The organism is Pseudoxanthomonas sp. PXM01 (assembly GCF_014851815.1).
Classification (GTDB): domain Bacteria; phylum Pseudomonadota; class Gammaproteobacteria; order Xanthomonadales; family Xanthomonadaceae; genus Pseudoxanthomonas_A.
Window position 1 is genome coordinate 638,393 of the sequence record NZ_JACVAJ010000002.1, and the last position, 12,883, is coordinate 651,275.

Annotated in this window: 16 protein-coding genes; 2 read left to right on the top strand and 14 right to left on the bottom strand. The window is 68.1% G+C overall.

The features are described from left to right. Position 1 precedes the first annotated feature (1 nt). Entirely contained in the window at positions 2 to 658 is a 657-nt protein-coding gene (locus IB230_RS12445) for a DUF1287 domain-containing protein (RefSeq protein ID WP_192272629.1), read from the top strand. Here IB230_RS12445 and IB230_RS12450 read toward each other — a convergent pair. The 8 genes from IB230_RS12450 to IB230_RS12485 all read right to left on the bottom strand — a co-directional run bounded on the left by IB230_RS12450 (position 655) and on the right by IB230_RS12485 (position 6,267). Beyond that, complete coding sequence (locus IB230_RS12450; RefSeq protein WP_192272631.1) at positions 655 to 1,152, bottom strand: dihydrofolate reductase; 498 nt, start codon at positions 1,150 to 1,152, stop codon at positions 655 to 657. The genes IB230_RS12445 and IB230_RS12450 overlap by 4 nt on opposite strands. Positions 1,153 to 1,158: 6 nt before the next feature. Next, positions 1,159 to 1,953, bottom strand: coding sequence for a thymidylate synthase (locus tag IB230_RS12455; RefSeq protein WP_192272633.1), 795 nt, complete (start codon positions 1,951 to 1,953; stop codon positions 1,159 to 1,161). Between the two features lie 22 nt (positions 1,954 to 1,975). Then, entirely contained in the window at positions 1,976 to 2,863 is an 888-nt protein-coding gene (gene lgt, locus IB230_RS12460) for a prolipoprotein diacylglyceryl transferase (RefSeq protein ID WP_192272635.1), read from the bottom strand. Between the two features lie 83 nt (positions 2,864 to 2,946). Beyond that, complete coding sequence (locus IB230_RS12465; protein ID WP_192272637.1) at positions 2,947 to 3,438, bottom strand: TPM domain-containing protein; 492 nt, start codon at positions 3,436 to 3,438, stop codon at positions 2,947 to 2,949. Beyond that, positions 3,438 to 4,304, bottom strand: coding sequence for a TPM domain-containing protein (locus IB230_RS12470; protein WP_192272639.1), 867 nt, complete (start codon positions 4,302 to 4,304; stop codon positions 3,438 to 3,440). Before IB230_RS12470 ends, IB230_RS12465 begins: the two co-directional genes overlap by 1 nt. A 19-nt stretch (positions 4,305 to 4,323) precedes the next feature. Continuing rightward, positions 4,324 to 4,971 (bottom strand): LemA family protein, encoded by a 648-nt coding sequence (locus IB230_RS12475; RefSeq protein ID WP_192272641.1) that lies wholly within the window; start codon positions 4,969 to 4,971, stop codon positions 4,324 to 4,326. A gap of 151 nt (positions 4,972 to 5,122) precedes the next feature. Next, on the bottom strand, positions 5,123 to 5,854 hold the full coding sequence (locus IB230_RS12480; protein ID WP_225589504.1) for a TerC family protein: 732 nt from the start codon (positions 5,852 to 5,854) through the stop codon (positions 5,123 to 5,125). A 32-nt stretch (positions 5,855 to 5,886) separates the two neighbouring features. After that, positions 5,887 to 6,267: a diacylglycerol kinase gene (locus tag IB230_RS12485; RefSeq protein WP_192272645.1), complete on the bottom strand. Its 381-nt coding sequence runs from the start codon at positions 6,265 to 6,267 to the stop codon at positions 5,887 to 5,889. Positions 6,268 to 6,515: 248 nt separating this feature from the next. Between IB230_RS12485 and IB230_RS12490 the strand changes: the two genes are divergently transcribed. Beyond that, positions 6,516 to 7,205 carry an SGNH/GDSL hydrolase family protein gene (locus IB230_RS12490; RefSeq protein ID WP_225589585.1) on the top strand — a complete coding sequence of 230 codons (690 nt, stop codon included), beginning with the start codon at positions 6,516 to 6,518 and terminating at the stop codon, positions 7,203 to 7,205. A gap of 21 nt (positions 7,206 to 7,226) precedes the next feature. Here the strand turns inward: IB230_RS12490 and IB230_RS12495 are convergent, their stop codons facing one another. The 6 genes from IB230_RS12495 to IB230_RS12520 all read right to left on the bottom strand — a co-directional run bounded on the left by IB230_RS12495 (position 7,227) and on the right by IB230_RS12520 (position 12,841). Continuing rightward, on the bottom strand, positions 7,227 to 7,604 hold the full coding sequence (locus IB230_RS12495) for a VOC family protein (RefSeq protein ID WP_192272647.1): 378 nt from the start codon (positions 7,602 to 7,604) through the stop codon (positions 7,227 to 7,229). Next, positions 7,583 to 8,302 (bottom strand): transcriptional regulator, encoded by a 720-nt coding sequence (locus tag IB230_RS12500; RefSeq protein WP_192272649.1) that lies wholly within the window; start codon positions 8,300 to 8,302, stop codon positions 7,583 to 7,585. The genes IB230_RS12495 and IB230_RS12500 overlap by 22 nt, the downstream gene beginning before the upstream one ends. Next, positions 8,303 to 9,259, bottom strand: coding sequence for an isoaspartyl peptidase/L-asparaginase (locus tag IB230_RS12505; RefSeq protein WP_192272651.1), 957 nt, complete (start codon positions 9,257 to 9,259; stop codon positions 8,303 to 8,305). 77 nt (positions 9,260 to 9,336) lie between these two features. Next, on the bottom strand, positions 9,337 to 10,578 hold the full coding sequence (locus IB230_RS12510) for an ABC transporter permease (protein WP_192272653.1): 1,242 nt from the start codon (positions 10,576 to 10,578) through the stop codon (positions 9,337 to 9,339). After that, positions 10,575 to 11,306 (bottom strand): ABC transporter ATP-binding protein, encoded by a 732-nt coding sequence (locus IB230_RS12515; RefSeq protein ID WP_192272655.1) that lies wholly within the window; start codon positions 11,304 to 11,306, stop codon positions 10,575 to 10,577. The genes IB230_RS12510 and IB230_RS12515 overlap by 4 nt, the downstream gene beginning before the upstream one ends. Continuing rightward, complete coding sequence (locus tag IB230_RS12520; protein ID WP_192272657.1) at positions 11,303 to 12,841, bottom strand: efflux RND transporter periplasmic adaptor subunit; 1,539 nt, start codon at positions 12,839 to 12,841, stop codon at positions 11,303 to 11,305. Before IB230_RS12520 ends, IB230_RS12515 begins: the two co-directional genes overlap by 4 nt. Between the last annotated feature and the right edge of the window lie 42 nt (positions 12,842 to 12,883).

The window sequence follows — 12,883 nt, forward strand, 5'->3', positions numbered from 1 at the left end:
CATGCGACGGGCGCGGCTATCGACGCTGTGCCTGATCCTGCTGGCGCTCACGGCCTGCCGCGATGAGACGCCGGTCGCCGTCGACACCGCGCCGCCAGCCGCCGCCGCGCCGGATGCGCCTCCCGCCATCTCGCCCCCGCTTGTCGCCGCGGCACGTGCGCAGATCGGCGTGGTCCGCGTGTACGACCCGACCTACTTCAGCCTCTCGTACCCCGGCGGCGATGTGCCGTCCGATCGCGGCGTCTGTACGGACGTGGTCATACGCGCGTTACGCACACAGGGGCTGGACCTGCAGCAGGCGATCCACGACGACATGCGTATTCACTTCGATGGATACCCGAATCTGTGGGGACTGGTCCGTCCAGATCGCAACATCGATCATCGACGCGTTCCCAACCAGATGCACTGGTTCGAACGACAGGGATGGCAGCAGGCCATTGGCAGTTCGGCGGACGATTTCTCGCCCGGCGACATCGTCGCCTGGAAGCTCACGGGCAGCGGCCTGCTGCATATCGGCATCGTGTCGGACCGGCGCAGTCGTGATGGCACGCCGCTGATCCTGCACAACATCAATGCGGGCACGCAGGAAGACCATCTGCTGTTCCAGCACGCGATCATCGGCCACTATCGTCCGCCGGCGGCGCTGTCGCGCGGCTAGCGCGCGCGATGGTACTCCACGAAGTCGAACGCCAGTGCGTGCTTCGCATCGACACCATGGGATTCTCGGGCGACCTCGCGCCAATCCGCAGGATCGAACACCGGGAAGAACGCATGGGCACCGTCGACGATCGTGTCGACCTCGGTCACATGTAGCACGTCGGCGCGCTCCAGCGTCTGCGCATACACCTCGCCACCGCCGATCACGCACAGCTCTTCCGCCTCCTGTCCGGCTGCGATACCGATCGCCTCATCGACCGACATCACCGCCTGCATACCCTCGAACGGCACGCGACCGCGGCGGGTCAGCACCAGGTTGAGTCGTCCGGGAAGCGCACGGCCGAGCGACTCGGCCGTTTTGCGCCCCATGAGCACCGGCTTGCCGAGCGTCAGCGCCTTGAAGCGCTTCAGGTCGTCGGGCAGGCGCCAGGGAAGATCATTGTCGCGACCGATGGCGCGGTGACGGTCCAGCGCGACGACCAGCGAGATCCGCATCGCGGCTCAGACCGCCACCGGCGCCTTGATCGCCGGAAGCGGGTCGTAACCATGGATCTCGATGTCGTCGAAGGTGAAGCCGAACAGGTCGGTCACGTCAGGATTGAGGTGCAGCTTCGGCAGCGCGCGCGGCGTGCGCGACAGCTGCTCGCGCGCCTGTTCGTAATGGTTCGAATACAGGTGCGCGTCGCCGAGCGTATGTACGAAGTCGCCCACGCCGAGGCCCGTCGCCTGCGCCACCATGTGCGTCAGCAGCGCGTAGCTGGCGATGTTGAACGGCACGCCCAGGAAGATGTCGCCGCTGCGCTGGTACAGCTGGCAGCTGAGCTTGCCGTCCACCACGTAGAACTGGAACAGCGAATGGCACGGCATCAACGCCATCTTCGGCAGCTCGGCCACGTTCCACGCACTGATCACCAGACGGCGCGAGTCGGGGTTGCGCTTGATCTCGTCCACCAGCCACTGCATCTGGTCGATGGTCTTTCCATCCGCGCCTTCCCAGCTGCGCCACTGTTTGCCGTACACCGGCCCCAGTTCGCCATGCTCGTCGGCCCACTCGTCCCAGATGCTGACCTTGTTGTCCTTGAGGTAGGCGATGTTGGTCTCGCCCTTCAGGAACCAAAGCAGTTCATGGATGATCGAGCGCAGGTGCAGCTTCTTGGTGGTGACCAGCGGGAAGCCTTCGTTGAGGTCGAAGCGCATCTGCCAACCGAACACGCTGCGCGTGCCGGTGCCGGTGCGGTCGGACTTCTCGGCGCCCTGCTCAAGCACGTGGCGCAACAGGTCGAGATACTGCTTCATGCCTTGGCTCCGGCGGGGGTGTTCATGCGGTTTCCTTGCCGGCGGCCGGCGCAGGCACGACAGGCTGCAGCGTCGGCGCACGACGCGACAGCCACAGCAGGTACAGGCCCAGCAGCACCAGCGGCAGGCTGAGGATCTGGCCCTTGGTCAACCAGTCCCACGCGACATAGTGGCCTTCGTCCGGCACACGCACGAACTCCACCAGGAAGCGGAAGACGCCGTACATCAATGCGAACAGGCCGGAGACGAGATAGCGCGGACGCGGCTTGCGCGATACCAGCCAAAGCACGACGAACATCACCAGTCCTTCGAGGAAGGCCTGGTAGAGCTGCGAGGGATGGCGGGCGAACGGGTCGAGCGCGCCAGCAGCGTACTGCGCCTGCAACTGGGCGGCATCCAGCGTACGCAGCGCCGGATCGGTCGGGAAAATCACGCCCCAGCCCGCTTCTGTCGGCTTGCCCCACAGCTCCGCACCGATGAAATTGCCGAGGCGGCCGAAGCCCAGCCCGGGCGGCACCAGAGGCGCCACGAAATCCATCGTGTCGAAGAAATGCAGCCGGTGCTTGCGCGACCACCACAGCGCCGCCGCCATCACGCCGATCAGGCCGCCGTGGAAACTCATGCCGCCTTCCCACACCTTGAAGATCGACAGCGGATTGTCGAGGAAGGTGCCGAAGCCGTAGAACAACACGTAGCCGATGCGTCCGCCCAGCACCACGCCGAGCATGGCGTAGAACAACAGATCGGAGAACGCGTCCGCGTTGACGCCAGGCAGTCGGCCTTGCGACGCCCGCAGGCGCCCCAGCCACCAGGCCGTGATGAACGCGAGCAGGTACATCAGGCCGTACCAGTGAAGCTTGACCGGACCCAGCGAGAAGATGATCGGATCGATCTGGTGGAGGTAGATCATGCGCCTCGGCGTGGCCGGTGGAGATGGGCTATTTTGCCCCAGCCGGTCCGCGCGTGGATGACCACGGACCGCATCGACGCCCCTCAATCCAGCAGATGGGGCCGATTGGGCAGTTCATCTTCGTCCTGCTGTCCGTCGGACTGCGGGAAATGCCGCGCCAGGTGATCCGACACGGCGCGGATGCCTTCCAGGATCGCCTGCTCGGGATGGTCTGCCCGCATCTCCGCCTCGATCAGGCGGCACACCGCGGCCCATTCCGCGTCGCTCACGCGCCCGGTCAGTCCGCGGTCGGCCACGATCTCGATCCGGTGGTCGGCCAGCAGCAGGTAGATCAGCACACCGTTGTTGGCGTCGGTGTCCCAGGTGCGCAGGCGGACGAACGCTTCGTGCGCGCGCTCCCGCGCCTGCGTACCGGCCAGCAACGCGCCGGGCGGCAGATTGGACTCGACTGCGAACATGACCTCGCCGCGATGACTGCGTTCACCGTCGGCGATCGCCTGGGTGATGCGCTGCAGACTGTCCTCCGGGAACAGCCTGCGCGACGACGGCGCGAACAGATGGCGCAGCAGCCTCATCACCAGCTCCCCGAGGCGCCACCGCCTCCCGACATGCCGCCACCTCCACCCCAGCCGCCACCCCCTCCGAAACCACCGCCTCCCCAGCCACCGCCGCCGAAGCCACCCCAGCCGCCGTGGCGTGCAAAACTCCCGGACGAGCCGGCGAGCAGACCGTAGAACAGGCCCAGGATGCCCGCGAAGGCTGTCAGCGGAATGATCGATGACAGCAACAGCACGACACCACCGGCCGCGCCACCGGTGAACACGCCGCGCAACAGTCGGGGGGCACGGCCGAATACGCCGCGGACCATGGTGGCAACGACGAACGCTGCGAACAGGGCGAACAATGCGCCGCTCCCGCCACGGGCCTGGCCGGTGCGGTTGTCGCTCACCGGTTCGGGCAACGCTTCACCATCGACCAGTTTCACCAGTACCGCCGTCGCATCGGTGATGCCACCTGCGAAGTCGCCGGCGCGGAACTTCGGCACCAGATACTCCTGGATGATGCGGTTGGCGATGGCATCGGGAATGGCGCCTTCCAGCCCGTATCCCGTGTGGATGCGCACGCGCCGGTCGTCCTTGGCGACCACCAGCATGACGGCATCGTCCACACCCTTGCGCCCCAGCTTCCACTGGTCGAACACGCGCTGGGTGTAGTCGAAGATGTCTTCCGGCTGCGTGCTCGGCACGATCAGTACCTGCAGCTGGCTGCCCTTGCGCTGCTGCAAGGCCAGCGCCTGCGTTTCCAGCTGCTGCTTCTGCGCCGCATCCAGCGTGCCGGTGGTGTCGACCACCGGCGAATCGAGTGCGGGGATGGGCGCGAGCGACTGCGCCCCGGCGGGCACGACGATCAGCAGCAGGCAGAACGCCAGCGCGCGGAGCATGGGAAGGCTACGTCGCCGCTCAGTTGTCCGGCGACGGCGCGGGCGGCGGTGTCGGCTGCTGCGGCGCGGCCGGTGCAGGCGGCGGCGTGCCGAAATCCACCGCCGGCGCTTCCGAAATCGCCGCCTCGTTCTCGACGGAGAAGTTCGGCTTTTCCTTCGCGCCGGTGATCTTGGCGGTGATCAGTTGCGGGAACTGGCGGATGTAGGTGTTGTAGTCCTGCACCAGCTGGATGTAACGGCCGCGCGCGACGGTGATGCGGTTCTCGGTGCCTTCCAGCTGCGCCTGCAGGTCGCGGAAGGACTGGTCGGATTTCAGGTTCGGGTAGTTCTCGGTGACCATCAACAGCCGGTTCAACGTGCCGGACAACTCGCCCTGTGCCTGCTGGAACTGTTGCAGCGACGCGGCATCGTCGGCATTGACCTGGATCTGGCCGACGCGCGCGCGCGCGTTGGTCACGTCGGTCAGCACCTGGCGCTCCTGCTGGGCGTAGCCCTGCACGGTCTTGACCAGGTTCGGAATCAGGTCCGCACGGCGCTTGTACTGGTTGAGCACTTCCGACCAGCCCGCCTTCACCGCTTCATCCTTCTGCTGGATGGCGTTGTAGCCGCAGCCGGACAGCAACGCGACGAGCACGACGAGCAACCACAGACGCGACACCTGGCGCATGGCACAGCACTCCATTGAAGGACGCGCCGATTGCAGCACCTCGCCCGGAACCGTGCAAGCACCATCATGGATGCGCAGGGTTGTTACCGGATCGTGAAAAGCGAAGGGCTCCCGTCGGGAGCCCTTCGTGTGCGATCTCCGCCGCGTGCGCTTACTCGCGCAGCATGCGCTGGTTGGCGCGCTTCTTCGCCCACAGGTTGAGGCACTCCACCACGGCGGAGAAGCCCATCGCGCCGTACAGGTAGCCCTTCTCGATGTGCAGCTCGAAGCCATCCAGCAGCAGGTAAGCACCGACGGCCACGATGAAGGCCAGCGCCAGCATCTTGATGGTCGGGTTGTTGTCGATGAACTGGCCCAGCGGCTTGGCCGCCAGCAGCATGACCATCACCGCCAGCAGGATCGCGGCCACCATCACCGGCGTGTGGTTTGCCATGCCAACGGCCGCGATCACCGAGTCCAGCGAGAACACGATGTCGATGACGGCGATCTGCGCGATGACGCCGGCGAACGACACGGCCGGACGCGTGTGCACGTCTTCCGAATCCGGCTCGCCCTTCACCAGTTCCAGGATTTCCTTGGTGCCCTTCACCAGCAGGAACAGACCGCCGATGATCAGCACCAGGTCGCGCACCGAGATGCCCTGGCCGAACACGGTGAACAGGTCGGCGGTCAGGCCCGCCAGCCAGGCCAGCGTCAGCAGTAGCAGGATGCGGGTGATGCACGCCACCGCGATGCCGAACTTGCGCGCGACTTCGCGCTGGTGCGGCGGCAGCTTGCTCACCGCGATGGAAATGAAGACCAGGTTGTCGATGCCCAGCACGATCTCGATCGCGCTCAGCGTGACCAGCGTGATCCACACCTGGGGATCGGAAAGCAGTTCCATCATCGGGGAGTACCTTGGTTCAGATCAGAAAGTCAGAGATAGCGGGGTGCGAGGATCAGGCCCCAGCACAGCAGCACGTTCATCATCAGCACGAAGACGGCGGCGGAGCCCATGTCCTTCGCGCGACCGGCGAGTTCGTGGTGCTCGGGGCCGTAGCGCTCGATCACCGCTTCCACCGCGGAATTCAACAGTTCGGCCGCCAGCACCAGCAGGCAGCTGCCGATCATCACGGCGCGTTCCAGCCCGCCCCCCCCGAGCCACAGCGCCAGCGGCGCCAGGACGGCCAGCAGGTACACCTCCAGGCGGAACGAGGATTCGTGCACCCACGCCGCGCGCAGTCCCTGCAGGGACCAGACGGCGGCCTTGAGGATGCGGCCCGGGCCGCGGGGGAGATGTCCGATTTCGTCAGCCATGGGCAGGTCGATGCGAAGGAGGCCCCGCATCGTCCCCGGCCGGCCAGGCGGTGCCTGGGCCAGCAGGGGTCGGATCGGGTGGAACCGGCGCAGGTGGTGCGCCAAGGTGGCGATTTTGCCACAAGGTGCCCCCGCGCCGGTTTGCATCACCCGTCCCCGGCTGGTCCACTAGGTGCGACCTGCCCCCGAGGAGCCCTTCCCCCGTGACGTTCCCGCACTCCCTTCGCCTGCCCCTGTCCGCGCTCGCCCTGGTCGCCGTGCTGACCGCCTGCGCGGGCAGCCCGCCCGCGACCTCCGACGCGCCTTCCGCCCCCCCCGCGAAGACCGCTCCCCGCATTCCGGACCAGGTTTCCAACGCGGCCTGGGAGACCGACATGCAGCGTTTCGCAGCCGAGGATGCGCAATCGCCGCCGCCGCGGGGCGGCGTGGTGTTCACCGGCAGTTCGTCGATCCGCCTGTGGGACACACTGGCGCAGGATTTCCCGGGTGTTCCGGTGATCAACCGCGGCTTCGGCGGGTCCGAACTGCGCGACAGCACCTGGTACGCGGACCGCACCATCGTGCCGTACGCGCCGCGGCAGATCCTGATCTACGCCGGCGACAACGATCTGAATTCGGGCCGCTCGCCGCAGCAGCTGCGCGCGGACTTCATCGCCTTCGTCGAACGCGTGCGCCGCGACCTGCCGAAGGCGAAGATCGGCTACATCAGCACCAAGCCCAGCCCGTCGCGCGCGCAGCTGCTGCCCGCGCAACGTGAAGCGAACGCGCTGGTAGCCGCGGAAGCGAAACGTCTGGGCGTGGATTACATCGACGTCTTCACGCCAATGCTGGACGCCGCCGGCCAGCCGAACGAGGCGCTCTTCATCGACGACCGCCTGCACATGAATGCCGCCGGCTACGACATCTGGCAGCGGGTGATCACCCCCTACGTGAAGTGACCACGCGCCCGCGCCGGCGGATCACCGTCGGCGCGGCGCGCCTTCGTTCTGGTGCAGGCTCAGCAGGTTGCCATCCGGATCGAGAAAGTCCAGGGTCAACCCGCCATCGGGTGCTTCGCTGACCGGTACCACGATCTCCACGCCCTTCGCGGCCAGCGCCTCGGCATGGTCGTCGATGCCGCCATCGAGGCTGAAGACGACGACCGGCGATTCGCCTGCGCGCGCCGGGCGCGGGATGAACACCAGCGCCAGTTCGCCGACCTCGCCCGTCGCGAACGGGCCGTCGTGCCCGTCCATCGTGTCGATCGGCAAGCCCAGGGTGTCGCGGTAGAACGCCACCGACCGGGCCAGGTCGGAGACGAAGAACACGATGGCTCCTACCTTGCAGTGCGTGAGCATGGGATGTCCTCCTGTGTGATTCCCTTCTGTCCGTTGCCGCGGGAACGCGATATGTGAGCACCGGCATCGATCAGGATCAGATGCCCGTCCGGGTCGTGCGTTCCCAGGCCCTCGCCCGCCTGCATCGCGGCCTTCAGCGCGCGCCGGGCCAGGCCGAAGGCGAGGTCGACGCGGCGGGCGGGATCACGCATACGCGCCAGCGCGATGCTGTCGGCGCGCACCGTCGGGGACTGCGCGGCGAGCGTCTTGCGGATGCGGGTCAGGCGCTGCCGGAACGCCGTCGGCTCGATCCGCAGGATCCAGCGGATCTCGTCCGCCGACAGCCCGTGCAGCGCCAGCACGGCCAGACGGCGCGCAGAAGGCGGCAGCGTCCCGAACCAGAGCAGCTGCGTCGCCGGGTGTGCGGCGGCATCTCCGAGCGTCGCGGGATCGGCGGCATCCTCCACGTCGAGGCCCGCTTGTGCTTCGCGCCGGCGCCGACGGACCGCCGTGCGTGCGGCCATCGCCGCCTGGCGACGGAGTACGCCGGACAGCCAGGGCAGGTCATGCCGTCCGGCGACCACGCCGGCGAGCAGCGTGTCCTGCACCAGGTCCTCCGCCTCGTCCGCACGGCGGCACAGCCGCAACGCCTGCGCGCGCAGGGTGCGATAGACCGCCAGCGTCAGTGCTTCTCCTCGACCTTCCGACGATGCCGTCACTCAGGCGTCCTGGTAGATGGCGGTGCCGCGCGTGCCGTCCGGCCGCACCCAGCCGCGGTACATGCCGCGAGTGTTGAGCACGAGCGCGAGATTGCCGTCGCGGTCCACCGCGATCGCACCCCCGTCGCCGCCATGTTGCGGCACCTCGCCGAGAATGACGTCTTCCACCGCATCGCGCAGACGATCGCCGCGGTAGGCGACGCGTGCGGCGATGTCGTGGGCCGCCGCGTTGCGGATGTAGAACTCGCCCCAGCCACTGCACGATACCGCGCAGCGTGCATCGGCCCAAGTGCCGGCGCCGATCACCGGCGAGTCGCCGACACGCCCCCAGCGCTTGTTGGTCATGCCGCCGGTGGAGGTCGCGGCCGCCAGGTGTCCGCGGCTGTCCAGTGCCACCGCGCCGACCGTGCCGAAGTACTTGCCGCGCAGGTCGTCGTTGGCGTGCCAGGCCTGTTGCTCGCGTTGCTGCGCATCGCGCAGTTGCGCGCGCCGCGCCTCGGTCGAGAACCAGCCGTTCGGCACGCGCTCGATGGCCGGCTGGGTGTCGGCGAACTGCTCGGCGCCGTCGCCGATCAGGAACACGTGCGGCGAATCCTCCAGCACGCGCCGTGCCAGCCGCACGGGATGGCGCACGGTCATCACGCCCGCGACCGAGCCGGCGCGACGGTGTCGTCCGTCCATGATCGAGGCATCGAGTTCGTGCCGGCCTTCGGCGGTGAACACCGACCCGCGCCCGGCGTTGAAATGCGGCGAATCCTCGAGCACGGCCACCGCGGCTTCCACCGCGTCGAGCGCGCTGCCGCCGGTGGCGAGGATGGCATGGCCGGCGTCGAGCGCACGCGCGAGTTCGGCGTGGATCGCGTTTTCCAAGTCGGTGCCCAGGCTGCCCGGTTCGATCACGCCGGCACCGCCATGGATCGCGAGTGCAAGCGGCCGGCGGGACGAATGCGGGCTCATGGCGCAGGCACCACCGGAAGGCGCGACGGGACTTCAGCATACTCCCGCCGTCGCGCCGCACCAGCCCCGCGGATGGCCTATTGCGAGCGCAGCGCCTCGATGGGATCGAGCTGCGACGCCTTGCGCGCCGGGTAGTAACCGAAGAACAGGCCGGTGGCGATCGAGAAGCCCGCGGCAAGCCCGATGACCTGCCCGTTCAACGCGACCGGCAGTTCGCTGAACTGCCCCACCAGCAGCGCACCGACGACGCCGATGACGATGCCCAGCACGCCGCCGCCGAGCGACAGCAGCATGGCCTCGGCGAGGAACTGCCGGCGCACGTCGCCCGGCCCCGCGCCCACCGCCATGCGCAGGCCGATCTCGCGGATGCGCTCGGTCACCGACACCAGCATGATGTTCATGATGCCGATGCCGCCGACGATCAGCGAGATGGTCGCCACCGCGCCCAGCAGCAGCGACATCAGCTTGGTGGTGGCGGTGCGCGTGGCGACGATCTCAGAGATGTTGCGGACGTTGAAGTCGTCCTCTTCGCCCGGACTGATCTTGTGGCGCTGGCGCAGCAGCGCTTCCACTTCGCCCTGCACGTAGCCAAGGTCCTTGGCGTCGGCCACGGTCAACGCGACCTGCTGCACGGCACCCGGCGGCAGGCCCATCGAGCCCATCAGGCGGCGGCGCGCGGTCTCCAGCGGCACCATCATCACGTCGTCCTGGTCCTGGCCGAAGCCGCCCTGCCCTTTCGGTGCCAGCGTGCCGACGACGGTGAACGGCACGCGGCCCAGGCGCACGGTCTGGCCGATGCCGCTGTCCTCGCCGAACAGGGTGCGCCGCACCGTCTCGCCCAGGATCACCACCTTGTCGGCGCTGGAATAGTCCTGCGCATCGAAGCCTTCGCCGTTGGCGATGACCCAGCTGTTGATGTCGAAGAAGTCGGCCTGCACGCCCTGCCAGCTGGTCGAGGCATTGTTCTCGGCGAACACGATCTGGGTGTTGCCCCGCAACGCGCCGGCCACGTACTGCACTTCCGGGATCTCGTTGCGGATGGCGTCGACGTCGCCTTCCTTCAGTGTGTAGAAGCTGCTGGAGCTCATGCGCACGCCACCGCCGCCGGGACCGCGGCCGGCGCCCGGGCTGATATCCAGGCGCTGCGAGCCCAGTCCGGAGACCAGCTTGTCGATCTCGGCCTGCGTGCCCTGGCCCACCGACACCATGACGATGACGGCGGCGATGCCGATGATCACGCCCAGCGACGTCAGCGCGCTGCGCATCCAGTTGCCACGCAGCGCATGCAGCGCGGTGCGCAGGATGTCGGAGAACTTCATGGCCGGCCTCCCGCATGGTCCGTGTCTTCGTGCAGTTCGCCGTCGCGCATCACCAGGATGCGGTCGGCGTGCGCGGCGACTTCCGCGTCGTGGGTGATCAGGATGACGGTGTGGCCGTCGTCGCGCAGGCGCTTGAACAGCGCCAGGATCTCCTCGCCGGTCTTGCTGTCCAGTGCGCCGGTCGGTTCGTCGGCCAGCAGGATCGGCGGCTGGTTGATCAGCGCGCGCGCGATGGCGACACGCTGCTGCTGGCCACCGGACAGTTCATTGGGACGATGGCCGGCCCGCTCGGCCAGCCCGACTGCGGCCAGCGCCTGGCGCGCGCGTTCGGCGCGCTCGCCGGGCGGGACCTGCGCATAGCCTAGCGGCATCGCCACATTGTCCAGCGCCGTCATCCGTGGCAGCAGGTGGAAGCCCTGGAACACGAAGCCGATCTTCTCGCGGCGCAGGATCGCCAACTGCTCGGCGTCCAGCGTGGCCACGTCGATACCGTCGCACAGGTAGCGGCCGTCGCTGGGCGTGTCCAAGCAGCCGATCAGGTTCATCAGCGTGGACTTGCCCGACCCGGACGGTCCCATGATGGCGACGAAGTCGCCGCGGTCCACACGCATGTCCACGCCGCGCAGCGCGATCACTTCCGCCTCCGTGCCGGCGGAGTAGACCTTGCCCAGCGCGTGCGTCTGGATGACCGGGATGCGGTCGTCGATGGTCGCGGACGGCGCGCTCATTCCTTCGCGCGCTCGCCCACGACCACCACGTCGCCTTCCTTCACCGCGCCGGACACCTCGGTGCTGGTGCCATCGCTGGCACCCACGCGCACCTGCACCTGCTCGGGCTTGCCGTTGACCAGCTTGTACAGCGGCGCCCGCTTGGCGCCGAGCAGCGTGCGTAGTTCGCCATCCCAACGCTGCTTCTGCGTGTCGTCCAGCGTCGCGCGGAACGGCGCGAAATCCTGCTGCATGCGCTCGGCCATGCGCTGGCGGATCTGTGCCTGCATCGCGCCGCCGCCACCGCTGCTGTTGCCGCCGGGGCGCGGGCCACCGCCCGGTCCACCGAACATGCTCGCGCCACCGCGCTGCTGCGCCTGCGCCGCGCGCGCGGCCTGGCGTTCGCGCAATGCCGCCAGCGCCGTATCGAACGCAGCCTGCTGGTCCGGTTTCAGTTGCAGGCTGCCGGCCACCCGCACCAGATCGTCGCTGACGCCGCTGCCGCTTCGGTTCTGGCCGCCCTGCGGGGCCTGCGCGCCGGCGGCGGCGTTGGCTTCCTCGCCCGTCGGCTTGTAGCGCAGCGCCGCGTTGGAGATCTTGAGGATATCGTCGCGCTTGCTGACCTCGATCTCGGCATTGACGGTCAGGCCGGGCAGCAGCGTGCCGTCGCTGTTGTCCACGCTGACCACCACCGGATAGGTCACCACGTTGCTGGTGGTGGTGGCGGACAGGCGCACCTGCTGCACCTCGCCGCGGAACTGGCGGTCGGCAAAGGCATCGACGGTGAACGATACCGCTTGGCCGACCTTGACCTGGCCGATGTCGGCCTCGTCGACGGCCAGTTCGATCTTCATCTTCGACAGGTCTTCGGCGATGGTGAACAGTTCCGGCGCCTGCAGGCTGGCCGCCACGGTCTGGCCCGGCTCGATGCTGCGGGTCAGCACCACGCCGTCCACCGGCGAGCGGATGACGGTGCGGTCCAGGTTGACGCGGGTGGTCTGGGTCGATGCGGTCTGCTGGCGGATCGAGGCCTGCGCGGCATTGACCTGCGCGCGCGCCTGGTCGCGCGCGGCGCGGGCCAGGTCGACGTCGCTCTGCGCGACCAGCTTCTGCGTGCCGAGATCGGCCTTGCGGGTGTAGTCCAGCTCGGCGTTCGCCAGTGTGGCCTGGGCCTGCTTCAGGCTGGCCTGCGCGTTGGCGATCTGCGCGTTGCCCTGTTCGATCTGGGCTTCGTAGGTGCTCGGGTCGATGCGCGCCAGCACTTCACCCTTCTTCACTTCGCTGTTGTAGTCGACCAGCACGTCGGTGACCTGACCGGAGATCTGGCTGCCGACGGTGACCGTGGAAATGGCGCTGAGCGTGCCGGTGGCCGAGATGGCGACGCGGATGTCGCCACGTTCGACGGTCGCGGTGCGGTAGGCGCTTTCGGTGCCGTCGGCCTTGTGCGCGGTCCAGTACCAGGCCCCCGCGCCGAGGATCGCGACGACGGCGACCCCGAGCAGGATCTTGGGAAGCGGGGATGTCTTGCGGGGAGCGGTGCGTGCTGGCTGGCTCATGCAGTGAGTCGGCTTGGAGAGTAGGAAGTCGGGAACGGGAAC

Bases quoted from the DNA above. Each gene is read 5' to 3' on its own strand.
- IB230_RS12445 (WP_192272629.1), top strand. From the start codon at position 2: ATGCGACGGGCGCGGCTATCGACGCTGTGCCTGATCCTGCTGGCGCTC.
- IB230_RS12450 (WP_192272631.1), bottom strand. From the start codon at position 1,152: ATGCGGATCTCGCTGGTCGTCGCGCTGGACCGTCACCGCGCCATCGGT.
- IB230_RS12455 (WP_192272633.1), bottom strand. From the start codon at position 1,953: ATGAAGCAGTATCTCGACCTGTTGCGCCACGTGCTTGAGCAGGGCGCC.
- lgt (WP_192272635.1), bottom strand. From the start codon at position 2,863: ATGATCTACCTCCACCAGATCGATCCGATCATCTTCTCGCTGGGTCCG.
- IB230_RS12465 (WP_192272637.1), bottom strand. From the start codon at position 3,438: ATGAGGCTGCTGCGCCATCTGTTCGCGCCGTCGTCGCGCAGGCTGTTC.
- IB230_RS12470 (WP_192272639.1), bottom strand. From the start codon at position 4,304: ATGCTCCGCGCGCTGGCGTTCTGCCTGCTGCTGATCGTCGTGCCCGCC.
- IB230_RS12475 (WP_192272641.1), bottom strand. From the start codon at position 4,971: ATGCGCCAGGTGTCGCGTCTGTGGTTGCTCGTCGTGCTCGTCGCGTTG.
- IB230_RS12480 (WP_225589504.1), bottom strand. From the start codon at position 5,854: ATGGAACTGCTTTCCGATCCCCAGGTGTGGATCACGCTGGTCACGCTG.
- IB230_RS12485 (WP_192272645.1), bottom strand. From the start codon at position 6,267: ATGGCTGACGAAATCGGACATCTCCCCCGCGGCCCGGGCCGCATCCTC.
- IB230_RS12495 (WP_192272647.1), bottom strand. From the start codon at position 7,604: ATGCTCACGCACTGCAAGGTAGGAGCCATCGTGTTCTTCGTCTCCGAC.
- IB230_RS12505 (WP_192272651.1), bottom strand. From the start codon at position 9,259: ATGAGCCCGCATTCGTCCCGCCGGCCGCTTGCACTCGCGATCCATGGC.
- IB230_RS12510 (WP_192272653.1), bottom strand. From the start codon at position 10,578: ATGAAGTTCTCCGACATCCTGCGCACCGCGCTGCATGCGCTGCGTGGC.
- IB230_RS12515 (WP_192272655.1), bottom strand. From the start codon at position 11,306: ATGAGCGCGCCGTCCGCGACCATCGACGACCGCATCCCGGTCATCCAG.
- IB230_RS12520 (WP_192272657.1), bottom strand. From the start codon at position 12,841: ATGAGCCAGCCAGCACGCACCGCTCCCCGCAAGACATCCCCGCTTCCC.